The organism is Paenibacillus etheri (assembly GCF_001012825.1).
GTDB lineage: Bacteria > Bacillota > Bacilli > Paenibacillales > Paenibacillaceae > Paenibacillus_AQ > Paenibacillus_AQ etheri.
In genome coordinates, this window is record NZ_LCZJ02000037.1 from 17,637 (window position 1) to 42,934 (window position 25,298).

Below are 25,298 nucleotides of genomic sequence, written 5' to 3' on the forward strand. Positions count from 1 at the left end.
CCGGCAAGCAAATCCCTATCGCAAGATGGCAAAAGCCACACAAGAGCACCAAACGTGTCCCAACCTACTCAAGCGCCAGTTTGACCAAGGAGAGCCTGAGAAAGTGCTGCTGACAGATATTACCTATATGCATTATGGTAATGGACAATGTGCTTATTTATCCGTGGTGAAAGACGGGGCTACGAGACAAATTCTAGCTCACTACCTCTCTTCTTCATTGGCCATGCCAATTGTAGAACGAACACTGGAGAAACTACTTGATCGACTGGATGGCAATATTCATCCAGAAGCCCTTTTACATTCGGATCAAGGAATGCACTATACTCACCCTAGATTCCGCCTTCTCGTACGCAAAGCTGGTTTACACAGTCCATGTCACGGAAAGGGAACTGCTGGGATAAGGCCGCCATGGAGAGCTTTTTTGGCCATCTGAAGGATGATTTGGAGTACAAGACATGTATGACTCTCTTGGAATTACGAACAAAGGTTGATGACTATATCGCCTACTATAACTCCGAGCGATATCAATGGGCATTAAAAAAGATGACTCCCGATGAATTCGAGGCCGCTGAAAAACCTGTATTATTAAAAGTTACAAGAGCGCCTCAAATTATGAATTCAGGAGTCACCTATTAATTGCTTCTTAAAGGTCTTCTTTTTTCAACTTTCCACAAATACGGTCACAGTTCAGTATGCGAATTGGGAGTTTTGATTAGTAAGCTATTCTTTTAACTCAAGGAGGAAATCTCTCAAGCCTTCACGCCAAGGGCGAATGTCCTGAAAACCATTCGTACGTATCGACAAATGCTCCATCACCGAATTCCGAGGACGCGGTGCAGGTCTTGGGAACTGTTCCGTAGCACAAGGTTCAAGCTTTGCGGTGAATTTCAAACCCAAAATATCCTCAGCCTCTGCAAAGATCGCCTGTGTAAATTCAAACCAAGTACATGAGTCGCTATTTGACGCATGGTATACACCATACTTCTCAGTTTGGATAAGCTCGAGCAAGAAACGAGCTAAATCAACTGTATAGGTAGGCGAACCCTTTTGGTCATCGACTACTTGAAGCATTGGCTTTTCTTGACCAAGCTTTAGCATTGTTTTGACAAAGTTATTCCCGTATTTACCATACACCCATGATGTGCGTACGATGAAATACTTAGAGGAGAGGGATTGAACGAGCACCTCACCCGCTCGTTTTGATTTACCATATATACTCTTAGGATCTGTATTATCATACTCGTGGTAAGGCTGTACGCCCAAACCATCGAATACATAATCCGTGCTGATGTATACCAGCTTAGCTCCAGCTTTTTCAGAAGCTAGCGTTACGTTTCGACTGCCCGTTGCATTAATTAAATAAGCTGCATCGATGTCACTTTCTGCCGCATCAACTGCCGTATGCGCAGCACAATGAATAACAGCATCCGGTCCATACTCACCAATAACCTGGATACACTGATCCAGATCGGTGATATCCATCTCCTGACGGTCGCAGCCCATCACTTGGTGACCTTGTTGCTGGAGTAGTAAAACTACGTCCTGACCCAATTGTCCGGCCGCGCCTGTAACAAGTACCTTCAGTTGCCCCATTATAGAGATTCTCCCAAACGATCGCCATACTGTAATTCAGCGTACTTTTGATATTCCCCTGATTGAATACGGGTCCACCACTCGCGGTTATTGAGATACCATTGGATGGTTTCTTTAATACCTGTTTCAAACGTATGTTTCGGCTTCCAACCCAGTTCGTTCATAATCTTGGTAGGATCAATTCCATAGCGGCGATCATGACCCGGACGGTCTTGAACATAGGTAATTAGAGAATCCGGCTTACCTAATTCCTGCAGTACCGTATTTACAATATGCACATTCGTACGCTCGTTATTGCCACCGATATTGTATACCTCACCATTCACGCCTTCATGAATAACTAAATCAATCGCGCTGCAGTGATCCTCAACATACAACCAGTCTCGGATATTCATTCCATCGCCATAAACAGGCAGTGCTTGATCCGCAAGTGCGCGGGAGATCATGAGTGGAATAAGCTTTTCAGGGAATTGATACGGGCCATAGTTGTTCGAGCAGCGGGTAATGTTCACTGGCAATCCGAACGTCTCATGGTATGCACGTACAAGTAGATCTCCGCCAGCTTTACTAGCAGAATAAGGACTGTTAGGAGTCAATGGAGTTTCTTCGGTAAACAACCCGGTTGCTCCAAGTGATCCGTATACTTCATCCGTAGAAATCTGAACGAATTTAGTAACACTGTATTTTTTCGCCGCATCCAAAAGCACTTGTGTTCCAAGTACATTCGTCTTCACAAACACTTCCGGCTCCAAAATACTCCGATCCACATGCGATTCAGCTGCAAAATTCACCACTACGTCAATACCTTGGCTCATCAAGGAATCGATAGCCTGAACATCAGTAATGTCAGCCTTATTAAAAGTATAGTTAGGGTGATTTTCGATTGACTTCAAATTCTCCAGATTACCTGCGTACGTCAACGCATCTACGTTAACGATTTGATAATCAGGATGTTGTTGCAGCATGTATAATACAAAGTTGCTGCCGATAAAGCCGGCTCCGCCGGTGATGAGAAGTTTCATGTGGTTACCACCTTTTTAGATTTGTTTAATAATTTGTATGATTATTCTAACACGCAGAAAGGATTAATTATTAATTCATTGTAAAAGTATTTAAAAAATAATAAACTCTACACCCCAACACACGTGTCACCCATTCATGATATGTCGATTACTATTTCAAGAGAATATTTATTATATATAGACCGAAATTTTGAATTACATGCGTACACCAAAGACGATCAATGACCTCCATAGGATTGGCGTTGACACGTTTTTACGCGGATGTGAAGAATTTTTTAGTAAAACACATTGTGGACAATATCACTTTTTAGCCATTTCCATAGCCCTTCAACTAAGTTGAGCTCCATAGAATACTTCGGCAGGAGCACAAACTGTAGCCGAGTATCTTTTGCAAATAGGCTTGCTCTTTTGTGGCATGTTGAATTCGGCTATTATCTAGGAGCATCACAATTCCCCCTCAGGATAGGCCCGTTGGACTGCATCAAGAAATAGGAGGAGTACCGGGGCGTCATATCCTTCGCCATTACGGTAAAGGACTTGCCCAGTCTCGTAGTTTAGGATCCAAACAGTTTGGCTCCGTTATGGCAGTCATAGTCGGTACTTTCGCTGCCGGCCTACCGAAACTAGATGTACTTCAGGGATTGGTACGCCTGAATCAATATTTGAGCTTTTAGCATTAATGATATATATAAGATAATTTCAGAAATGATTGTAGTTCTGTATTTATTTCTTCATATTATTTATTTATGATGTTCGATATCGATTTGCAACATATAGTTATATATATTGAACTCAAAAATAAAATATAAAAATCATCTTCATGAGGTGAAAAATAGTAAAGAAGCAAATACGGGGATTGAAATGAATTACGAAAACGAGATTGAACAACTGACAATGGTAACGAAAGACACAGAAAACGCCAACATGTACGAAAGAGATTTAGCAGTCCGTTTACATTTAAAAGGTCAGAAGTTAATCTAAATTGCAGATATTTTTGAAAGTTCTTCTCATACATTTAGTGGGTACTCAAATGATTATTGCAAGCACGTACTTTCAGTCCTAAAATTTGGCCAATATCCCGAAGACATTCAAAACGTTCCGACGACCAAAAAGAACGACTCAAGGTAACGATTGCTAAGAAAGGACCTGTGGGAATCTTGGATTCGAACTCAGACACACCTAGACCTTGAAAATCTTATTTACATCATCTACTCTCATGTCACTGCCTTCACATAACTGATCAATCATTATCCTCTTGAAACGATTAACTACTGCTGTTTCGAGTATGAAGTTCTCAAGTTCAATCTATGTTCCATTCGATACCGATGGACAAACGCAGCAGTAAACGATCGACACAATTACACTAACCCCTTCCATAGCCAGCATCAATCCACCCGTTCATAAAAAGGCATTCCTATTGAATGTAACAGCCATCGAATGTCGGGTAGATAATCACCTATTGAATCGCCTCTTAGCCACAATCCTAACCCTCAGAATGATTTTCAAGCAAAAGCCCAGTAACGATTTAAAGTGAAATTAGAGATAGGTACAACAATAATAACGATAACCTGAGCCCAAATATACCAAACTCCCAACAAGTTAACTAACAGGAACATAATTAAAAGGTTAATGCCAAGACCAGATAATGATACAATTACGTATTTGTAAAAAAAAGATTTCTTTTTCTCCAACTGAAATGTCCATTTTAAATTAATATAATACGAAACAATTAGTGATAAAATAAAACCTGCTGATGAACCTATTAGAGGTTGAAACCCTTCCTTTTCAACCAAAAATATCAATACAGAGGTATGCAGTATTGTTCCAATAGCACCAACCAATGCATATTTAATAAATTGTCTCATGATTTCTATCTTTGCAATCCTCACAGAATCACTCCATTTTTCTTTCGTTTTCAAATTGTTTTAATTCATTTTTCAAGAGCCCTACTTCTTGGGAAAGTTGGCGTATTTTTATGGAGTTCTTAGATATTTCAGATGTCAAATTATAAAGTATCATTAAGCAAGTAATTATTCCGAATAGAAACAGTGTATTCACAGGAGTTTCAATTGAAAGCAATTTCGAAACGAAAAGAACAATATTAGGAAATATGGCGATGAGTATATTAATAATTGTCATAACAATCCAGAGAATTGTGTACTTTAACTCTATTTTATAAGCTTTGATTCTTACTATAAAAGAAACAAATATTAAACTACTAAGTATAATTAGGATGAGTTGCAAATTAAATGGAATCATATGTCATCTCCTAGTAATTCTAAGCTCTCTACTAATTCCTTTTTTCTAAATCGATCAATAAGAATTGCTAATGATACTTTTATAACATAATAGATTGACCTCATTAAGTTTATAGAAGATGAGCCAAATTGTCTTTCTGACATAATCACCGGCACTTCAAGTATTCTATAATTTTGTCTCAATAGAGCAACTATAGATTCTGGTTCAGGATAATCTGTTGGATAATAATTAGCAAAGTAATTCATAACCTTCAAGTTACACGCTCTAAACCCCGAGGTTGGATCAGTTATTTTCATTCCTGTAAGTAATCTAATCAGCGAACTAAAGTATTTAATTCCGATTCTCCTCACGACACTTGATTGAAACCCTTCTTTCTCAATATATCTTGATCCAATTATCATATCGGCTTCTCCATTTAAAACAGGAGTTATTATCTGCAGTAGATAATTTGGATCGTGTTGACCATCCCCATCTACCTGAACAGCAACATCATATCCATTTCTAACACCGTACGTGTATCCTGTTTGCACAGCACCACCAATACCTAGATTACATGGTAGATCAATAAAATTAACTTTTAGTTCTCTTAGAATTTTCAGAGTATTATCAGTAGACTTATCATTAATAACAATGACATCAACATTAAGTTTATTTAATTCAAACACTAACTTCCTTATATTACCTTCTTCATTGAAAGCGGGAATTATCACTAACACTTTCATTTCTATCTTTCACCTCACGATATTTTCTTAAGTACCGACAACCATTCCAATATTAGTAATATGAATTGCGCCTACTAAAAGACATAAGGTCCATGCAAATTTTCTCTACGTAGGTCTTGCCAGCGCATCGGTTTGGGACCTGGTCGTCATCCTTCTACGACGCACGATAATTGAGTTTTGGCCGCCCCCCTATTAAAGGGTATATGACGGCCTACACACACTCGAAGAAACGCATCAGGAACAATGAGTTCAAAACTTCCCCGCTGGAATCCCCTCACGAATCCTTTATGGATGATCTATCGCACTTAGTTTGATATCCCATCGTTTAATAATATCTCAGTTATAATTGACGCGATAAATTGACCATGGATCTACACTGTCTTTATATAATAAGGTTACATCACCTTTATCAATAATGCTTTGAGGAATAGGAAACATTGTGAATATATATTTAATATTTAAGTCCCTAGCAGTTTCAATTGGAATATAAACGATACGATTAGTACCATTTACCTTTTGACTCCTTTCATGATCTAAAAGTGAAAATTCTAAATCGCCATCAGTTAAGCGCATATCAATATGAGCAAATTGATTCCAAAGATTGATATATTCATGTTTTTTATCAATTATGCTCATCATTTCCCAATCCGGATAGTAATATGTTCCAGTTGTCCTTGCAACTCCTTGTGCCGTTACAAGGTTCGATATAGTGGGACTACCACTAACCATCCATCGGCCAGCATCCGCTGAATTGATTCTTCGTATTTGCTCCATGGTAGTCTTCTCAAACATAGAATCAGTTCCTTTGGTAATAGGATTCACCAAAATTGTAGAACAAACTGAAAGAAGTAAATACAAAACAATAAAAGATTGTACAGAGTTATAATTACCCTTCATTAACAAAAATCCCATATAAGAGAGTAAGGCGACTACAAAAATCATCAATATAGTACCGATAGAAAATGACTTAAAATAACTAAATATATTTATACTATTTGTCATTATGCAAAGTGTTAGAAAGCATATGACACTTGATATAATAAGTGGAACTCTCCCTGAAAATAAATTTCCCCGTTTGTCCTCTAAATGAGCAAGTAGACATACAATTAATAAAGTAAAACTGTAGCCATAAGCATATGTGATCCTAACAGGATAAGTAAAACTTAATAAAGTTATCTTGTTGAAGAATGGAACTTCCGGAATCCACGAGATGAGCATTAAAAATAAAGAAACACTCAATAATAGGGAAATTAATAAAGGCTTGTTTTTATGCTTAAATATTAGGGTTGCAGCAACCACAACAACAAATGGAGTAAAAGTGAAAAATTGGCTGATCTCACTTGCATTCAAAAAATCTGGTTGTTTGATACTTGCAGTAAAAATATTCACAAACTGATATAATTCATAGTCCCAAGGAAGCTTAATCCATGGTCTATCAGAACCAGGGTATACCGTATCCATAATAACATGCAAAGCAGGTGATGAATTTGTATAAAAATGATATAAAACCAGTGCGATTGGTATAAGTATTACTGCATATTGTAGTAATCGAGAAAAGGCGAACGGTTTGTTCTTTTTATTCTCAATTAATACATATATGAAAAGCATTAAAAACACATAGCCCAATGGAACCTGGGTTGCAGGGTACATAGTCAATATATAAACTAAAACAAATAAGGCTATTCCAGATAGACTGATAAACTTACTATATAACTTATGAGAATTTAAGTACTTATTAAATAAAACTATTGCAAATTGCCCACTCATAATCATAAGCATTAGTGATTGTGATAGCCACCATTGAACCGGCGGAGCAAATGTAACAATAATTGCGGTAATGATTCCAAATCGATGTTTTTTTGTGAGAAAAACTCCCATTTCATATGATGCCATGAATAATAGAATTAACCGTAATGTCCAATAAAAAGAAAATGCATAATCATTAGGCATTACTAAAAATCCCCAAAGATCAGGTCGAGCGATTACAGTTATATCTTTAACTGGCGCAAATGCAGAAACGACCATGTCGTTACCAGCAAAGCTCAAATTTTTATTGAAGTACTGTAATGTAGGATTTGCATTTGTCTGGGCAAAGTAATAGGGTTTCTCTGTAGCCCATTCATCGCCTCTAATTCCTTGGGGAATGCCTAGCAATGTGCTTTCTTGATAGCTTGGAGTATTTCCTTGTAGCATTCCATCATAAAACCCTAATGACGATCCGGTGAATTTTCCTAGTACCATAAGAATTAGCAAGATAAATGCCAAAACATATCGATACTTATGTGCTTTAGATTTTCCTAAACTAACTATTAATCCTATAATAAAAATAAATGATGAAAAGAAGTATATTCGATCAAATGAGAAAACATAAGAACTTAGAAAATAATGATGAACAGTGTCAAACTTAAAGAACTCTGATACTTTTGCGATACTTCGTAAAATAACAACATCCAATATAACCGCTGATATGACCGAGATACATATAATTATAATTAAATTAAATGCATTTTTAAAAAAAATATTTTTGATTACAAACTTCTCTTTAATTGTTTTATAGTAAATCAGTAATTTTGGTAAATTACGAAATAGCCAAAGCAATTTATTAATAAACAATATGATTAAGGCTATACAAGCTATAAAAAGCTCTTTGATTACGAATGAATTTTTGAACTTTATTGGTAAATTTGAATATGTGTCTGTAGAGTATATATGACCATCAGGACCAGAAGTAGCGATGTTAACGGTTCCGTCTTCAATAGAATATTGAGAAATATCGTTTTTAAATCTAAATTTATCCAAAAACACTTTTTCACTAATAACATATTCATATAGAGGGGATTTTTGAATAGACAAAGAATATATCTTAAAATTTCCTGATTTATCACCAAAATCAATTCGCAGCTTATTAGAATTAACTAGATCTAATGGGAATTTTATATTTTGCAGCTTGCTACTTTTTACAAAATACTCTTGAGACATATGAGAATCATCAAAGGGATAATTTTCTGTGTGACTATTATCATAAAAAAAACTAATCTTGGAATCATGTTCACTGTAAATAGATAAATTTACTGATTGTCTAAAGGATGTGAATATAGCAACATTCATTAGCACTATTAGTATAATAAACAAAATAACTTTTTTGTGCGTTTTAGTTATATATTTCATAAATTCTCCTGTGTTATATATTGTTTGCGTTTTTGATAACGCGCTTTAATGTAGCAAGAGTAATTTCAAAAAACTATCATGCGCCATGGTTCACATTTCAGAATGAAAATGTTGTTTGTTACCCTGTCCATATACGTAAAAAGGCACACTATACCAACACAACCCACGTAAATATATCTGTGATTAATACATGGAATAAGGAGTTAACCTCGGGTTTTATAATTGTTACGTTACGCCGAAGAAACTCCTTATAATATGCATTCAGCTACTTTGAAGATCTAATATCATTTAGCAATTTTCCGAATCAACTTTTTCAAGAAAGCACCAAAGCCTTCTGAACGTATAATACTTATTGCTTTCGATGATAATGATTTGTATTTTTTAAAATTAACATTTAAATTCAATTTACTATTAAAAAAATCATTACTCATTTCAAACGGATTTTCAATACTAAACATCAAATCATAGTCTTTGCGATAATCCATTCTTACCAAATCATTTATTTTTTCACCTGACTTATAATATGCATAAGTCCATTTTGTTTTAGAGATATTATCAGAATTATTTAAATTGTGATAATATGCATATTTATCATACAAATCTTTGAAGGGGTGAGGCCCTTTAGGAAGCCAATCATTCATGCATTTTTCAGCAGAACTACCAAATCCTGAGTAGTGTATAAATCTTAGGGGGTCCCCTTTTACATAATATTGTCCACTTTGTTCAGTCATATCACAATTCAATAGTGACCACGGCGCAAAATCATATCCATGATGTTTAAATATTTCCACATCAAAAAAACACGGTGCCAAATCAATCCACTTTTGATCAGTAAAAATTCCTCTCGCAATGTCATCATAGCAAAATAAGTATAATCTCTCTGCCCACCAGTTTATGAAGCTTTGGGCCTCTTCACTTCTGTTTACAGCAAGAAATCCTAAGTTATAAACACCATGAGACGTGCTAGAGAGTTCCATATCAATATTACCTGGCTGAAGCAAATGCGGACAAAGTACTATTGGTCGAGTTATCAATAGCTGCTTAAGTTCAATAAAATCTGAATACACATATATATCTGGATCTAAATAAATAAATTGATTCTCATCCTCGTAGTTAGCATAAAGATACTTGAAAAATTGGCCTTTTACAGCTGTAGAAGCTTCAACAATAGTATGTTTAAATATAAATCGATTGAAATTTCCTTCCCAAGCATCCTTCGATAGTACGATATCATCAAAATACTCGTAATTGAATTCAGGAAGCATCTCTTGTTCAGTTAGACATATGATAAACTTACAATTTGGTATATTATCCTTTACTGACTTTGCCAATGTACGGGCTTTATGCAAATAATTCGCACAAATAGAAGTGAATATGATCATCGTTTACCTCTTCATGATATATTTTTTTATTATTAACTTTAATAATGGTATGCTTTTTAATTTATCTAATATAGCTATGCCCTCTTGAAGAGCTCGATTAAGAAATATTTGCTCTATCAAAGCATCCCTTAGTATAACTGCGTACTCATTAGTATACTGTTCATAAAGTTTAGGATGTTGGTTATAAATTGAACGATAGGTCTGCTTAACAATTTCCGCGTTAGACATAAACTCTGTGGTCCGCGATTTAGGTTTAATTCGGTAGTTAAACAGTACCTCTGGGATTTGATAGATTTCTTTGTCTAGTTCTATAATGGAAAGCCAAAAATCATAATCTTCCATACCATGATACATGGTGGTTTTAAAACCCCCAACTTTTTCCCAATCTTCTTTGTAAAAGAGCGATGTTACAAACACAACATTATCAAGCAGCATTGCATCTAGTGAGTAGTTTGGAAGACTCCATCTCCCAGTTCTATCACCAAATAAATCAGCATAGCAGTAAACCACACCAATTTTCTTATTTGATTCTATAATTTTGACAGCTTTCTCGATGTAGGTTGGTTCGATGATATCATCAGCATCAACTGGCATTATATATTTACCAGTAGCATGAGCTATACCTGCATTTCTTGCAGCTGCTGGTCTGGTATTATCAGTTCTCAACAAAATAATATCAGTATTATTGAACTTATTCAGTGTAATAATTGTATTAGGGTCCGTCGAACCATCATCAATTATTATAAGTTCAATATTGTTATAAGTTTGAGAACGTACTGAATTTATTGCCTGTTCAATATATTCACCGTCGTTATAACAAGGCATAATTACACTGACTTTACTCAAATTATTCCCCCCTAGTAATCTCACCGAAAAACAATATTTTAACTATGGATTTTATTCTATGATGTTTCAAGTGTGAGTGTATTTCAATTAACTTATTACTTTTTATATTCAACTCCTCTTGAGTATTAGCTAACTTATTTTGGTTAATTTCTAACGTTTTTTGTACACTTTCTAAACTCTTTTGCGTCTCAATCAAATCATTTTGAGAATTGGTTAATGAATCAACTGTCACATTAAGTTGTGTTGAAACTTCCTCCAACTTTTCTTCTAGTATTTTTTTATTTATCTTAGAGATTTCCTTGTGATTCACTAGTTCATTTATTTTTTGATTATTTACATACATTTTTTTCTCTTGAAGTTGATAGCCAATAGTCCAATCAAGTATTTCGCATGTGAAATTGATCTTAATATATGTTGCATTAGTAAAATCACCTTGCAAAAGAAACTGAGGATCATATGTTGTGAATTCATACTCAGAATTATTAAGAACTCGCTCAGCATTGATAGCAGTAATCTCTTTTATAGATCCATCTGTTTCTATACTCTGTATATATATTAATGCGGGATTTCCTTCTAGTGGGTCCCAGCGTAGTGCTTCCGCATTATTTATAGATTTATCTTTGAACGTAACTGAAAATCCAGTATCAGTAGACGTAGTTACACAGCGTTCGAAATCATGATCAGTAAACCCGGCACCATGATCATAAAATAGCGTACTTTCAATAGAATGATCTTTTAAGTAACGAGTTGAAACAGCATTAAGATCGACGGGTATCTCATCATTCGCAAAAATATAAAGATCTTGAATTTTCACGAAGTTTTTAATAAAATTTTCTTCCCATGAAAAAAAACATTGCTCGGTGGCACGAGTAATATTTAGAGTATCGTATATGAAGTTATCAACAATTGATCTATCAATGATATCTTTATGGTTATCTTTAAACTGCTTTAAAGTCCTCCAAAGAGTAAACTCAAGAGGAATCTGAAATGGCATATGCCATTCATAATCAATAACCTTATATAAATCTCCCTCTAAAAAGATATTTCCTGATATTAAGTCGAGATTAGAGTTTGAAGACCAGTGTAACTTTTGTTCAGGTTTTTCCCTACTAAATATTTCCACAAAATCATTATTGTTTGTAAAATCACTTGGATGAATGCCTTCATACAGCGCATTTCGCAACTTTACTATCTCATGAATAAAATCTCCAGTGTTAGTATCGGTACATTTAGAAACCAATCTATCCTCTAAAGTTTCAATAGTATAAAATAACATACTAATTCCATCCACTTCTTTATAGCAGGTTGCATTCTTAATTTGATTAGAATCGTACGAATAGTCACTATAATGCAACATTCGCTTCAGGTGATCCTGACTTTTTGCATTAAGGCCTTTTTTATAGACTTTATTGTTGTTTAAATCAAAGTAGGTGAATATTCTGAACTCTTCAGATCTATTAGCACTAATCTTTACATAGTCTATTTGAGTAGGTATTTGTTGTGTCGCGGATATTTCCACTAAAAAAGAATTCGCGAAGATATCCATAGAATTAGAATCCATTAAAGTTTTGTGTAGATTATTTTCATCAAAAAGTTTCACCCTTGGCATATCAAGCGGAAAATGAGAACTAGAAGGCACAATTCCATTTATAGTCGTATCCGTAAATATTTCCGTTGGGAACTTATAATCAGGGTACGGATAAAAGAATTTAATTGCACTAAGATTCGTCTCATTTAGTAAATTTGTCAATTCGCCTTTTGTAAAAGTTCGAACACGTTCATTATTATTGTAGTTATTTATTCCAGAAAAAAACTCTCCAGTATGGTCTTCTCTAAAGCCTGAAATATATTTTAGACCAATGCGATTTTCTATAGAAAGCAGCATCTTTCCGGATGAACTTAAGTGTTGCTTAGCCTTTTTAAGGAATTGATTATATGGTTGATTGCCTGTAAACATATATGCTGCATATTCAAGAACACCGTTTATTATAATGTAATCAAACTTCCAGTCAGGAGGTAGACTCTGAAAATCGCAAACCACTATTTCTAGATTTTCAATATTTTGATGACGGTAGTAATTTATTTCTGCTCTTGTTTTCGTTAACTCAACAGCTACAACCCTACTTGCTTTTTCACAAAGGAGTCCAGTTATAGCACCACATCCAGCACCAATTTCTAAGATAGTACATCCTTTTTCAAAAGAGTACCAATTTAAAATATTTTGTCGGAGGTGAGATAGATGGTAAATTATAGCCCATTCTTTCGAATTATACCAATCAAAATCCTTATTTTTCACCTTCCTAAGTAATTCTAATTCAATCGACCCATCTGAATATACCTCGTCCATACTAGGATTATAATAATCAAAGTTAAGTTTAGTCATGTTACTCCTTTCTGTAGCACAGCTACATCACTATCATGAATATCCTCTTCTATGGATCGACGTATCATCAGCGGCACCTATATTATAGTGAACCTGAATGTCATATATTTCATCCTCAACTAATTTGAAAGATCTTATTGAAGAGTATGAATCTATTTCAGTGACATAGACTCTATCTTCAATTTGAGAAAAATTATAAGGGACCCCTTTCATTTGTAATTTATCATAAAGGTCCTCATAATTAACGCCTAGTAGATTTAAATCTTTTGTTCTAACTAATTTTGGGGCGATGTTCCCAGATCCGTCTTGATACACACTTATATAGTAATATGAATCAATTTTAATCAAGTCATTCATTCCCTGAAGTTCGAAAGGGACTGGGTATTTATTTATTAGATTAAATGACATATCTTCTGTATTAGCAACAAGAATCTCCCCTGGACCGGAAACAAAATAAAGTTTACTTTCGATGAGAGATATTGATCTGACATAAGAATTTTTCAAGTAATCCAATCGTACTACATTATCTATTTCTACCTCACCATTATTGTTTTTTAATACAAACAATTGTTGTGATGATGCAGATATACCGTAAAAAAGTTCTTTATCTTTATCATAAATAATCTTATTAGGCTGGTATCCAATATTTCTTATTGTTTGTGAAAACTCATATGTTTGCAATTTTTTCTTGTACACTTGTACAGCATTATTACCTGTATCATCTAAAATCAGCAGTTCACCGTCACTAGCAATGGAGTGAGGGGTGTGCACGTTATCACAAAGTATAGTCCAACTACTAATACTATCTGATATATTGGGGTTATAGATTACCCTATGATGCCAACAATCTACAATGAAATATTGATTATCTATCTTTGTTATCTGAGTAGGCGAATATAAGTTTTCGGTATAACTATTATTAGATACACTTGACGAGGGAGCATCTGTTTGTTCACTTAAATACGCTTTACAAACTTCAATGGAATTACCAATCATTCTTATACTGCCTTTTTCTAACCAAATGACACGTGAACACATTTGGCGGATTTGTTCTATACTATGAGAGACCATGATGACCGTAGTACCACCACTCATTAGTTCGAACATTCTTTTCGCGCTCTTTTTTTGAAACTTTGCATCTCCAACAGATAATATCTCATCAACGATTAGAATATCTGGATCCACAAGAGTAGCAATTGAAAAAGCAAGTCTCATTATCATACCTGATGAAAAATTTCTAATTGGCACATCTAAAAAATCATTAAGTTCTGAAAAATCGACAATTTCACTAAACTTCTCAGTCAAGTATTGCTTTGAGTACCCAAGTATTGCGCCATTCAGAAAAATATTTTCTCTTGCAGTTAAGTCCATATCAAACCCAGCTCCAAGTTCTAGCATGGGAGCTATATTACCACTAACTTTCACATTACCTTTAGTTGGTGTTAAAATGCCTGATATAATTTTCAAAAGTGTACTTTTACCCGCTCCATTATTGCCTATAATACCTATGACTTCGCCTTTTTGAATTGAAAAAGACACATCACTTAGTGCATGGAAATGCTTATATGTTAATTTGTTTGATACTCTCTTAATGACATATTCTTTCAAACTAAGAATACGATCGTTAGCTAGTCGAAAGTTCATAGAAACATTTTTTATATCGATCACTTTAGTTCTCCTTATAAATATAGAATAAATTTTTCTTGAGTTTTATTGAATACAAGTACTCCTAAAACGAATGATACCAACGCAAATAATAAACAGAATACCCAGGCCTTAAGATCAGGAATCCCCCCAGATAGAATAATAAATCTTATAAATCTTATAAAATGATACATAGGGTTAAATTTAAGAATATATAACATGTATTTTGGAAGTATACTCTCAGGATAAAAAATTGGAGTTAGATATGTCCAAATAGTAATTATAATACTATAAAGGAATTGCGTATCTCGAAAGAAAACCATAATCGAAGACAGCATGAAAGATATTCCACAGATAAAGAGAAATAGACATGCGATAGCAAAGAGCATAGCAATATGCGAATATGTTATACTCATTCCCGTTGCAATTATTACTAGGTACAGTGCTAATAACGAAAAAAGAAAATTAACACCTGATGATAACACCCGAGAAAATGGATAAATGAATTTCGGTACGTATACTTTGTTAATCAATGATGCATTTTGGATTATGCATGTCATAGATTGAGAGGTCGCTTCTGTCATGTAATTAAATATTACAATACCACTAAGCAAATACACAGAGTAGTTAGGTATATCGAACCGGAATAACGTCGAAAACACCAGGTACTGTACCACCATAATTAAAAGCGGATTTAATAAACTCCACAAAATGCCTAAAATAGATCTCCTGTATCTAGTCTTGAAATCTCTTTGAACTAACTGCGCAAGAAGAAAATTATATTTACTCAATAAATGTATTGCTTTTATTTTCATGTTTCATTCCATCCCTAAATAATAGAATCAGCCAAAAAAGCCGTTTTTACCATCAGCAATATAATATTACTGACAGTTTAAAAGTACATTATTGCTAAAAAGTATACCGTGTTAAGTGTCGGCATTTTTTCGATTTAATATTTATGAAGTGATTATTAGCAAATACAACCGAAAAACTACTATTGAACACCTGAATTTGCATCCTTTCTGAAATTTTATATTATATTGACAATCCAATAATCTGAGGTTAACTAACCCAAGTATAGAGTCAATCATTTCAAAGTGTTAATATATTGTCGTTAATTATAAGAAAAGGGGACATCAACGTGTCGAAACCAGTATACGGTAAAAAAGCTGCCCAGTCGAGGAAGTTTGAAAATTTCCCCAGTTCCGTCAGGGTTTGAGTTTGGATTTTATTATGTCACTAATCTGGAGCCCGTTCCAGGTCGGTTTATTTAATGGACGCAGGTGGACTATGAGAAACCCAACTATCTCACCACCTTGTTCAGCGGCATCATGCTGCTGGTGTGTATGGGCTTGTACTACAATAAAATAAAGCTGGAGGAAAAACGCGACCTACTGCCCGTCTTTTCCTTGCTGCTAACTGTTACCTACGCGCTGCCACTCTTTAACGCGGCGTCACACTAAATGGCGTAAATCTGCTGTTTGTGCAATGTGCGTGTACCGCAGTATTCATTATAGCGTTATATCTCATGAAGCAAAAGCAACTAAATTTTGTCACTCAGAAAGCTGCACTTCCGATCGTATATGTCATTGTCGGCTTAGGAGTACTGAATTGGATTGGTAGCTGGAAATTTGCCGGTGGTCTGGTTGGCTGGTTTTCTAATACCGTTGTTAAAGGAAAATATTCGGATCCTATTATGCCAGACTCAAATGTTTGACTTCTATTTTCTAATATGCCAATACACGCCTTTGCCGCGCAAATCGTATACGCGCCCACCTTCTTCATTTTTCGTCGGATCTCCAGCATCAAACAAAATGCCATCCCCACGTTTCAAAGGGGCACGAATGTGGCAAACTACGCCATCACGCACAATTCGCTCTACTGTGCCCAGGTATACACCCCGGCTTTTTGGGATACTGCCGTCCACGAGCTCTTTGTTATTCGTCCTTTACAAGAAACCATGCGTAAATCCGCGCGAGAAACTCTGCTGCAGCTCACGTATCACTTCCTTCGAAGGCGCCGCCCATTGACCCTCCAGATAGCGATCGATGACTTTACGATATTCGCTAACCCCATTGGCTACATATTCCGGACTCTTGAGTCGGCCTTCGATCTTAAAAGAGGTCACGCCTGCTTCAATTAACTCCGACATCAGATCAATCGCCGCCAGAGCCTTCGGACAGAGTAGACAAGTAATATCGCCCATCGGCTTCACTTCACCGTCCACCATCAGGACATACGGCAAACGGTAGGCCTGCGCACATTCCCAGCGATTCGCAGAACGGCCGCCCCACATTTCCGAAGTCAGACACTGCCCAGAATATACAAAGTGCACCGTGTACAAACACTTCCATCGGCATACGAGCCTGTTCGCCAATCATGCGAATCTGCTTCAGATTGTCCTCACGCCCAAGCACCATGCGCTCTATGTCGAACGGTTTGGTAAACTCAAATGCTTCCGGCGAAGGAATTGTCATCTGAGTAGATCCATGGATTGTCAAGTCAATCGAAATCTTATGAATCATGCGCATCAAACCCAAATCCCACACGATAACCGCATCCACACCAGCGTCGATCAGTTCTTTGGCATCGGGAAGCTCTTTTTCAAACACCGATATATTAAAGGTCAGAAAACCTTTCACACATAGCTATGCAGGAACGCCATAATCTCCGGCAACTCGTCCATGCAGAAATTGTTTGCTCTCGCCTGGGCATTAAATTTTTCTACGCAAAAAAAAAAAAAAAGATCTCATTCGCCCCATTGGCCACCGCCGTACGCTTACAATCTCAGTCGCCTGCCGGTGCCAGCAGTTCTACATCCACCCTGCGTATTCCTTGTTTGTTTATTTATATCCTCCTAAACCGCTGGATGGCGGATCGTTGTCATTTGCTCAACTGATTAACTTTATCAAATATCACAGTATCCACCTGTCAATTAGCATATTCCACTTAATCACTTTCTTCCTTTTGAAGCTTGATATTATGTATAACTTCTTGTTTAATAGACAAATCAAGAATTTCCGGCGTACAATAAGAATGGAATGTCCAAGATACTAAAAAGATCTCATATTTTACAATTTTTATATATACTAAGGAGAGTCGATACGAGTCATGAAAGGTATTATTCTCGCTGGAGGAAGCGGTACGCGCCTCTATCCGCTTACAATGGTAACCAGTAAACAACTGTTGCCGATTTATGATAAGCCAATGATCTATTATCCTCTATCCACATTAATGCTAGCAGGCATTAAAGACATACTAATCATCTCAACCCCTGAGGATACGCCACGTTTTCAAAATCTGCTCGGCGATGGATCACAATTTGGTATTTCTCTACAATACATTGTACAACCTAGCCCTGATGGATTGGCTCAAGCCTTTATTTTGGGCGAAGAATTCATTGGTGACGACTCCGTTGCCATGGTCTTGGGCGATAACATTTATTATGGAAATGGAATGACCAAGCTTTTGAAGCAAGCCGCTACTAAGGAACATGGTGCAACAGTATTCGGATATCATGTGCAAGATCCAGAGCGTTTTGGCGTTGTTGAGTTTGATGGAAACGGCAAAGTGCTGAGTGTGGAAGAAAAGCCGGAACATCCTAAATCGAACTATGCCATTACTGGCTTGTATTTTTACGATAACCGGGTAGTTTCGCTGGCTAAGGAAGTAACGCCTTCCAGTCGAGGAGAGCTTGAGATTACCTCAATTAATGAAGCTTACTTGAAAATAGGCGAGCTTGATGTCGCATTACTGGGACGTGGCTTCACCTGGCTTGATACCGGAACTCATCAGAGTCTGGTCGACGCGACCAATTTTGTCCGTACGATTGAGGATCATCAAGGAATTAAGATTTCCGCTCCGGAAGAAATCGCATATATTAACGGATGGATTACGAAGGAGCATCTGCTAGAGTGCGGGCAAAAACTGAGTAAAACTGGTTACGGTCAATACCTGATCAAAGTAGCCATCGGTAAAATTCAATATTAAAGAACGGAGAGTGAACCATGAAATTCACACCAACAGAACTAGAAGGAGTGCTTATTATAGAACCCGCTGTCTTTGGGGACCATCGAGGTTGGTTTATGGAAACCTTCAGTGAAGCCAAGTTTCAGGAACAAGGACTACAACTGCAATTTGTGCAGGACAATCATTCCTTTTCTGCCACCAATGGCACACTACGTGGACTTCATTACCAAGTTAATCCCAAAGCGCAAACTAAACTTGTCCGTTGTACTAAGGGGGCGATTTTTGATGTAGCGGTGGATATTCGACGCGGGAGCCCGTCATATGGAAAATGGTTCGGCATTGAGCTTACCGCTGATAACAAGAAACAATTGCTTATTCCCAAGGGCTTTGCTCATGGATTTATGACTCTCACAGATAACGTGGAAGTTCAGTACAAATGCGATGAGCTGTACGCACCGGAATGCGATGGCGGTATCCTATGGAATGATCCTGAGATTGGCATCAAATGGCCAATTCATATTCAACCAGTGCTTTCTGCAAAGGATGAAGGTGCCCCACTGTTCAAAAATTCTTCGCATAATTTTGTATACTAATTTTTGGAGTGCGTTCTGGCTACATAGCTGTAGTCTGGGGCGCTTTTTTTAATAGAGCCCCCATATAGTATCTAGATAAAGTTATTCATTTACATATAGTTATTAACATCATAGAATCTTAATACAGTAGCTCAATGATTAGCCGATATGCTAAAATATTGTCGTACCTACAGGAAAAGGAGATTATAACGTGTCGAAACCAGTATACGGTAAAAACGCCGCTCAGTCGAGAAATGTTGAAAAGACAGCAAGTCCGATCTGGGCATTGGTTGTTGCTTTTATTTTATTTTTATGTTGGGCCCCATTTCAAGTGGGATTATTTAACGGACAACAGTTAGACTTCGAGAAGCCTATATATGTGTCAGCACTGGTAAGTGGACTTTTGCTGCTAGTCTGCCTTGGCTTATACTACAAAAAGTTCAAACTAGATGAACAGAGGGACTTAGTAGCTTCAGCTTCAATATTACTGCCTCTGACTTATGCTCTATCATTGTTTGTCTCAGTTTCGCATTATATGGCGATGAATATGCTGTTTATTCAGAGCATGTATATTGCAGTCTTCATTATAGCCTTTTATCTCATGAAGCAAAAGCAAGTAAATGTTGTCATTCAAAATGCTATATTAGCGATTGCATATTTCATAGTAGGTTTTGGACTCTTAAATTGGCTAGGTAGCAGTAAATTAGCTGGCGCTCTTGTGGGCTGGTTCTCAAACACTGTACGGAACGATATTTATTTAGATGCAGTTATGACTGACTCTAATGGACTTCGTCTGACTTCGATCTTTCAGTATGCGAATACATACGCTGCATTCTTAATGGCCTTTCTCTTTGTAGCAATATTCGCGCTTATTCGCTCTAAAAAATGGTATGGAACCTTGACTCATGGCTTTATGTTAGTGCCCATCATTGTGTCGATCTTGTTAACCTTATCTCGCGGTGGCTTAGTCTTGCTACCTGTAGTATTCATACTTCTGCTTCTATTCCTAAAACCTGCACAGCAAATCCTTTGGATTCTGCTTCTAGGAGTTGCTGGAATTGTATCTTTGCTCATTACGACACCCGTAACTAATCTAGGAATAGAGTTAAACGCAAATTTCACTTCTTCTTCCGCTTTAAAAGGCTGGGCATATCTATTAGGAGCTTCACTAGTTGTAGCTGGCCTATCTTGGGTCATTCAGCGTTTTGTCGCTCCATGGTTGTATGCAAAACTAGAGAGTTGGTCGTCACGTAAAATGACAGGTCTTTGGATCCCACTCGGATCTGTTGCTCTAGTAGCTATTGTAGCTTTCTTACTTATCGGTACGAGTGCAAAAAGTATCTTGCCTGATAATATGGAGACTCGTCTTGAGAACATCAACTTCCAGCAACATAGTGTTCTTGAGCGGATTACTTTTTATAAAGATGCGATGAAGGTAGTTAAGGATTATCCGATTCTTGGTGCTGGTGGTGGTGGATGGTCCTCATTATATGAGCACTATCAGAACAACCCTTATACCAGCCGCCAAGTGCATAACTTCTTTTTACAATACTTGATTGAGGTTGGGATCCTTGGTTTCATCGTATTTATGGGATTCATTTTGTATATTTTCTATAAATACATTCGTGGGTATGTGAAACGGGATAAAAATGATTTTGAGAATGGTTTCTTTTATCTAATTATTGCTCTATCCATTCTTGTTCACAGTCTACTAGATTTCAATATGAGTTATGCCTTTATGGGAATACTCGTCTTCCTTGGACTGGCGGGCATGGCAGTTGTCATGGATAGTAAACAGCTACGTAAGAGTTGGAATAAAACTGGTTTGCGGCTTGGATATTTCGCAGTGCTCACATTAGGTACTGTATTCCTATTATTCCTTTCGATCAGCTATATTGGCTCTAGTAATGCTGCTCTAAAGGGTAAGAATCTGATTAGAGTAAGTACTTCATACGAAGAAATTAAAGCGCCGTTGGTTGAAGCTTTAAAAACCCGTCCTAATCATCCTGAATCCGCCATCTCCTTATCTGCTTTGGATATGACGGTATTCAATCAAACGCAAGATGAGCAATTTCTTGAAGAGGCTCATAATGTATTAACTCGAGCACTAAAAGATGAGCCTTACAACAAATATCTTTTAGCTCAAATGGTGAGCTACTATGATTTAAAGGGGCAAAGTGATCTTGCATACAATGTTTACCTCGACAATGCTGATAAGTTCAATTGGGATATTAGTTGGTATGATACTCTCATCAGCCGTTCCTTTGCATTAGGTCAGCAATCCCTTAACCAAAAGGATGAGACAAAGAAACAAGAGTATTTCAATGAAGCTCAAGAAGCATACAATCACGTTCTTGCTGGAATAGAACATCTGAAGACTCTTCCACCAGAACAACTGCAAGGGCGTCCTTTCTCAGTAACGCCAACTATCGCTTTAAACGTTGGTAAAATGCAACTTTTATCCGGACAAGAGGATGCAGCCAAGACAACTCTGAAACTTAATTCGGATCCTAATTACACGGATATAATGAATAACGAAACTCCGTGGGATATAAATTGGTACAGTTCACTAATCAGCCGTTCATTTGATTTGGGGCAGGCAGCTTACGCACAACAAGATAATGCAGATAGAATAGAAAACATGAAAGCGGGCTTTGTCGTTGGGATTTTGGCCTATAATCAGGTACTTGCGGATAATGATCCTTCGAAAACATTTACTCCGGATGTGACACTGAAGATAGCAAAAATGCAATATATGTCTGGACAGATTCAAAAAGCAATCTCCATCTTGAAACCGGCCTTAAGCCAAGATCTCGCAGATGCAACCAATCGTGAGATTTCTCGTTGGTACCTTGCTGCACTAACGAAAACTGGTGGCGAGGATCAGGCGATATACGATTCGCTGATCGCAGCTGATCCTGCGGAAGCAGCACAAGTTGAGGCCATTACAAATTCACAATTTTAAAAAAAGAAAGAAACCATAAAAGCGCGCCACTGTAATTGATATGCTCCCATCATAGTAGACAGTAGAAAAAACAAAAACTTCTACTGCTACAATGATGGGAGTTTTTCTAATGTCTAAAAGAAGTCCAGCATCTTTAGAAGTAAAATTACATGTCGTACGGCTGTGCCTTGAGCACAAGTCAAATCCAAACTATGAGGCAAAACAACGAGGTCTTAGTTCGCACACGGTTAGAGAATGGATTAGGAAATATAAAGCAGATGGTTTGGACGGGTTGAAGGAATCGAGAACATGGAAAACATACTCAAAGGAATTGAAACTAGCTGCTGTTAACGAAGTGTTGTCTGGCCGTTGCTCCGTTGAAGAGGTGACAAACAAGCATCATATTTCAAGCAGAAGTGTTTTGACAAAATGGATTACCAAGTATACTAATGAGATAGAATTGAAACCTACACATACAGGAAAAGGACTATCTCATATGAACAAAGGACGTAAAACAACTTTCGAAGAACGCATTGAAATTGCACAATATACCATGGCTAATGGATTGGATTATCAGAAAGCGATTGAAAAGTACGGAGTATCTTATCAGCAAGTTTACGCATGGGTTCGGAAATATCAAGTTGGCCGCGAGGAGGCTCTTCAGGACAATCGAGGTCGTAAAAAGCCTGTAGAAGAACTAGATGAGCATGGCCGCCTTAAGCTACGGATTAAAGAGCTAGAAGCGCGAAATGAATATCTAGAGATGGAGAATGACTTCGCAAAAAAGTTGGCGGAGATCAAGCGACGAAATACACGCTAACCCTTGTTCGGCAAGTAAACTTGTATCAAGCGATTCAAGAACTGAACAAAGAAAAAGGTCACGCAATTACGAAGTTGTGTGCGTTAGCTGGGGTTGCTCGATCTGCCTATTACAAGTGGTTAAACTGGAAACCCTCTAGTATGGAACTTGAAATTTATGCGTTAGCCAAAGAAGTAAAGCTGCGTTATGACAAGCGAAAAGGGATACTTGGGTATCGCCAAATGCGCACGCAATTAAACCGAAAGCTCAAAAAGAAGTACAACAAAAAGCGTTATTACCGAATTATGTGTGCTCTTGGGCTTAAAGCGGTCATTCGCAGAAAACGAGCAAGTTATGTGAAAGCTGCGGAGATTCATGTAGCTGAAAATGTAATGAATCTTAACTTTGATGCCAATTCTCCTAATTTAAAATGGTGTACAGATGTGACAGAACTGAAGTATGGGAATGGGCGCAAAGCTTATTTGAGCGCCATTATTGATGTATATGATAATTCCATTGTCTCATGGGTATTAAGCCATTCCAACAACAATAAACTCGTGATGGATACGCTGAAAAGGGCTTACGCGAAGAATCCTGGCGTATCCCCTCTTTTACAAAGCGACAGAGGCTTCCAGTACACGTCTCATGAGTACAACCGACTTCATGTAAAATACGGATTTAAGAAAAGCATGTCTCGTGTGAGCCGATGTTTGGACAACCAACCTATTGAGCGTTTTTGGGGTACATACAAGTCAGAAAGCTATTATCTTACAAAGTATGACACCTATGATGATGTCCTCACAGAGGTTAGCAAATATATTCACTACTACAATAATTACCGCTACACAGATTGTTTGGATGGCTTGTCACCTAACGAATACCGACGAGCTGCATAACGAAGATACCTCAGCTCTGGCAATACGAACTGAGGTATCTAAACTAACTATTTTTGTTTTTTACACTGTCCACTTGACAGGGAGCACTTCAAATTACAGTGGCGCGCCTTTTTTCGATATATGAGATTTACTTATAGTCCGACCTTAGCTGCTTCGCTCTCGACAAGCTCTTTCATATAACGAAGCAAGTCATCTTTAAGCTCCTCGTGTTGAAGTGCATAATGAATGGTAGTCTGGATAAAGCCCATTTTCTCACCCACATCATGACGTTTACCTTCAAAGTCATAGGCAATAATTCGTTCAACCTCGCTTAGACGTGCTATCGCATCTGTAAGTTGGATCTCTCCACCTACACCCACCTGCTGTTCTCCAAGCATATCGAAGATACGTGGAGTTAAAATATATCGTCCCAGAATAGCTAAGTTCGAAGGAGCCTCTTCTCTCATCGGCTTCTCTACTAGACGATTTGCCTTGTAGACACGTTCCGCCAAAGGCGAACCATCTACCACACCATACCGTGATACTTCCTCCCACGGAACAGGCTGAACACCCACGATAGAAGATTTATACTCGTCATATATGTCAATCATCTGTTTGAGGCACGGTTTGTCCGCTTCAACAATATCATCGCCGAGTAGGACAGCAAACGGTTCGTTTCCTATGAATTTACGTGCACACCAAATCGCATGTCCGAGACCTCTTGGCTCTTTTTGGCGGATATAATGGATATCAGCCATTTCAGAAGATTTGCGAACGGATTCAAGCAGCTCCCACTTCTGCTTCTCAGCCAAGTTAAATTCCAGTTCAAATGAGTTATCAAAGTGGTCTTCAATCGCACGTTTGCCTTTCCCCGTTACAATAATAATATCCTCGATCCCGGAAGCGACTGCTTCTTCAACAATATATTGGATCGTTGGTTTATCTACAATCGGTAGCATTTCTTTAGGCATTGCTTTAGTTGCAGGTAAAAAACGAGTGCCGAGACCTGCGGCGGGAATAATCGCTTTACGGATCTTCATCACATTAACTCCTTCTATCATATACTCTTTTCAATTACATATCTGTAAGTACCCTAAAATGGCATATTTCTTTCAATTAT

Annotated in this window: 21 protein-coding genes and 2 pseudogenes; 9 read left to right on the forward strand and 14 right to left on the reverse strand. The window is 37.2% G+C overall.

Going from position 1 to position 25,298, the window contains the following annotated elements; all coding sequences use genetic code 11:
• Both UQ64_RS23705 and UQ64_RS32360 read left to right on the forward strand, forming a co-directional pair.
• Positions 1-433, forward strand: a 433-nt coding sequence (locus UQ64_RS23705) for a DDE-type integrase/transposase/recombinase (RefSeq protein WP_245238199.1), incomplete at its 5' end; no start/stop codon positions are given.
• On the forward strand, positions 409-636 hold the full coding sequence (locus UQ64_RS32360) for an IS3 family transposase (RefSeq protein WP_245238201.1): 228 nt from the start codon (positions 409-411) through the stop codon (positions 634-636). The genes UQ64_RS23705 and UQ64_RS32360, both read left to right, overlap by 25 nt.
• A gap of 84 nt (positions 637-720) precedes the next feature.
• On the opposite strand, the gene rfbD is transcribed toward UQ64_RS32360, so the two are convergent.
• The 12 genes and pseudogenes from rfbD to UQ64_RS23760 form a co-directional block, all read right to left on the reverse strand.
• Complete coding sequence (gene rfbD, locus UQ64_RS23710) at positions 721-1,584, reverse strand: dTDP-4-dehydrorhamnose reductase (RefSeq protein WP_060626341.1); 864 nt, start codon at positions 1,582-1,584, stop codon at positions 721-723.
• Between the two features lie 8 nt (positions 1,585-1,592).
• On the reverse strand, positions 1,593-2,615 hold the full coding sequence (gene rfbB, locus UQ64_RS23715) for a dTDP-glucose 4,6-dehydratase (protein WP_060625864.1): 1,023 nt from the start codon (positions 2,613-2,615) through the stop codon (positions 1,593-1,595).
• 275 nt (positions 2,616-2,890) lie between these two features.
• Positions 2,891-3,001, reverse strand: a pseudogene (locus tag UQ64_RS32975) (transposase); the annotation flags it as partial.
• 1,116 nt (positions 3,002-4,117) lie between these two features.
• Complete coding sequence (locus tag UQ64_RS23720; RefSeq protein ID WP_209445872.1) at positions 4,118-4,534, reverse strand: GtrA family protein; 417 nt, start codon at positions 4,532-4,534, stop codon at positions 4,118-4,120.
• A complete protein-coding gene (locus tag UQ64_RS32980; RefSeq protein WP_060625865.1) occupies positions 4,509-4,874 on the reverse strand; it encodes a DUF2304 domain-containing protein in 366 nt (121 codons plus the stop codon). The genes UQ64_RS23720 and UQ64_RS32980 overlap by 26 nt, the downstream gene beginning before the upstream one ends.
• Positions 4,871-5,596: a glycosyltransferase family 2 protein gene (locus tag UQ64_RS23730; protein ID WP_060625866.1), complete on the reverse strand. Its 726-nt coding sequence runs from the start codon at positions 5,594-5,596 to the stop codon at positions 4,871-4,873. Before UQ64_RS23730 ends, UQ64_RS32980 begins: the two co-directional genes overlap by 4 nt.
• Before the next feature lie 336 nt (positions 5,597-5,932).
• Positions 5,933-8,764, reverse strand: coding sequence for a DUF7657 domain-containing protein (locus tag UQ64_RS23735; protein WP_060625867.1), 2,832 nt, complete (start codon positions 8,762-8,764; stop codon positions 5,933-5,935).
• A gap of 284 nt (positions 8,765-9,048) precedes the next feature.
• Positions 9,049-10,146, reverse strand: a complete 1,098-nt coding sequence (locus UQ64_RS23740) for a hypothetical protein (RefSeq protein ID WP_060625868.1) — start codon at positions 10,144-10,146, stop codon at positions 9,049-9,051.
• 3 nt (positions 10,147-10,149) lie between these two features.
• Entirely contained in the window at positions 10,150-10,992 is an 843-nt protein-coding gene (locus UQ64_RS23745; protein ID WP_081383164.1) for a glycosyltransferase, read from the reverse strand.
• A 1-nt stretch (position 10,993) separates the two neighbouring features.
• A complete protein-coding gene (locus tag UQ64_RS23750) occupies positions 10,994-13,375 on the reverse strand; it encodes a class I SAM-dependent methyltransferase (RefSeq protein WP_060625869.1) in 2,382 nt (793 codons plus the stop codon).
• Between the two features lie 33 nt (positions 13,376-13,408).
• Positions 13,409-15,043 (reverse strand): ABC transporter ATP-binding protein, encoded by a 1,635-nt coding sequence (locus UQ64_RS30360; RefSeq protein WP_082651291.1) that lies wholly within the window; start codon positions 15,041-15,043, stop codon positions 13,409-13,411.
• 11 nt (positions 15,044-15,054) lie between these two features.
• Entirely contained in the window at positions 15,055-15,834 is a 780-nt protein-coding gene (locus UQ64_RS23760) for an ABC transporter permease (protein WP_060625870.1), read from the reverse strand.
• 468 nt (positions 15,835-16,302) lie between these two features.
• Between UQ64_RS23760 and UQ64_RS31795 the strand changes: the two genes are divergently transcribed.
• Together UQ64_RS31795 and UQ64_RS23765 are read left to right on the forward strand one after the other, a co-directional pair.
• A complete protein-coding gene (locus tag UQ64_RS31795; protein ID WP_209445873.1) occupies positions 16,303-16,482 on the forward strand; it encodes a hypothetical protein in 180 nt (59 codons plus the stop codon).
• Between the two features lie 65 nt (positions 16,483-16,547).
• Entirely contained in the window at positions 16,548-16,736 is a 189-nt protein-coding gene (locus tag UQ64_RS23765) for a hypothetical protein (protein WP_060625871.1), read from the forward strand.
• Between the two features lie 24 nt (positions 16,737-16,760).
• On the opposite strand, the pseudogene UQ64_RS23770 reads toward UQ64_RS23765, so the two are convergent.
• Positions 16,761-17,866 (reverse strand): annotated as a pseudogene (locus UQ64_RS23770) (peptidase U32 family protein); the annotation flags it as partial.
• A 264-nt stretch (positions 17,867-18,130) separates the two neighbouring features.
• Here UQ64_RS23770 and rfbA point away from each other — a divergent pair.
• The 5 genes from rfbA (at position 18,131) to UQ64_RS23795 (ending at position 24,199) form a co-directional block, all read left to right on the forward strand.
• Positions 18,131-19,009, forward strand: coding sequence for a glucose-1-phosphate thymidylyltransferase RfbA (gene rfbA / locus UQ64_RS23775; RefSeq protein WP_060625872.1), 879 nt, complete (start codon positions 18,131-18,133; stop codon positions 19,007-19,009).
• A gap of 17 nt (positions 19,010-19,026) precedes the next feature.
• Positions 19,027-19,581: a dTDP-4-dehydrorhamnose 3,5-epimerase gene (gene rfbC, locus UQ64_RS23780; RefSeq protein ID WP_060625873.1), complete on the forward strand. Its 555-nt coding sequence runs from the start codon at positions 19,027-19,029 to the stop codon at positions 19,579-19,581.
• Between the two features lie 190 nt (positions 19,582-19,771).
• The gene (locus tag UQ64_RS23785; RefSeq protein ID WP_060625874.1) at positions 19,772-22,525 is read left to right on the forward strand and encodes an O-antigen ligase family protein; all 2,754 of its coding nucleotides are present in this window, start codon (positions 19,772-19,774) and stop codon (positions 22,523-22,525) included.
• Positions 22,526-22,634: 109 nt separating this feature from the next.
• Positions 22,635-23,324, forward strand: a complete 690-nt coding sequence (locus UQ64_RS23790; RefSeq protein ID WP_060625875.1) for a helix-turn-helix domain-containing protein — start codon at positions 22,635-22,637, stop codon at positions 23,322-23,324.
• Between the two features lie 20 nt (positions 23,325-23,344).
• A complete protein-coding gene (locus UQ64_RS23795; RefSeq protein ID WP_156417657.1) occupies positions 23,345-24,199 on the forward strand; it encodes an IS3 family transposase in 855 nt (284 codons plus the stop codon).
• 131 nt (positions 24,200-24,330) lie between these two features.
• On the opposite strand, the gene galU is transcribed toward UQ64_RS23795, so the two are convergent.
• Positions 24,331-25,218 carry a UTP--glucose-1-phosphate uridylyltransferase GalU gene (gene galU / locus UQ64_RS23800; protein WP_060625877.1) on the reverse strand — a complete coding sequence of 296 codons (888 nt, stop codon included), beginning with the start codon at positions 25,216-25,218 and terminating at the stop codon, positions 24,331-24,333.
• Positions 25,219-25,298 lie beyond the last annotated feature (80 nt).

Excerpts from the sequence above, each read along its gene's own strand:
- rfbB (WP_060625864.1), bottom strand. The coding sequence starts at position 2,615 with ATGAAACTTCTCATCACCGGCGGAGCCGGCTTTATCGGCAGCAACTTT.
- UQ64_RS23750 (WP_060625869.1), bottom strand. The coding sequence starts at position 13,375 with ATGACTAAACTTAACTTTGATTATTATAATCCTAGTATGGACGAGGTA.
- rfbC (WP_060625873.1), top strand. The coding sequence starts at position 19,027 with ATGAAATTCACACCAACAGAACTAGAAGGAGTGCTTATTATAGAACCC.
- UQ64_RS32360 (WP_245238201.1), top strand. The coding sequence starts at position 409 with ATGGAGAGCTTTTTTGGCCATCTGAAGGATGATTTGGAGTACAAGACA.
- galU (WP_060625877.1), bottom strand. The coding sequence starts at position 25,218 with ATGAAGATCCGTAAAGCGATTATTCCCGCCGCAGGTCTCGGCACTCGT.
- UQ64_RS23790 (WP_060625875.1), top strand. The coding sequence starts at position 22,635 with ATGTCTAAAAGAAGTCCAGCATCTTTAGAAGTAAAATTACATGTCGTA.
- UQ64_RS32980 (WP_060625865.1), bottom strand. The coding sequence starts at position 4,874 with ATGATTCCATTTAATTTGCAACTCATCCTAATTATACTTAGTAGTTTA.
- UQ64_RS23760 (WP_060625870.1), bottom strand. The coding sequence starts at position 15,834 with ATGAAAATAAAAGCAATACATTTATTGAGTAAATATAATTTTCTTCTT.
- UQ64_RS23730 (WP_060625866.1), bottom strand. The coding sequence starts at position 5,596 with ATGAAAGTGTTAGTGATAATTCCCGCTTTCAATGAAGAAGGTAATATA.
- rfbA (WP_060625872.1), top strand. The coding sequence starts at position 18,131 with ATGAAAGGTATTATTCTCGCTGGAGGAAGCGGTACGCGCCTCTATCCG.
- UQ64_RS23740 (WP_060625868.1), bottom strand. The coding sequence starts at position 10,146 with ATGATCATATTCACTTCTATTTGTGCGAATTATTTGCATAAAGCCCGT.
- UQ64_RS23765 (WP_060625871.1), top strand. The coding sequence starts at position 16,548 with ATGAAGCAAAAGCAACTAAATTTTGTCACTCAGAAAGCTGCACTTCCG.
- UQ64_RS23735 (WP_060625867.1), bottom strand. The coding sequence starts at position 8,764 with ATGAAATATATAACTAAAACGCACAAAAAAGTTATTTTGTTTATTATA.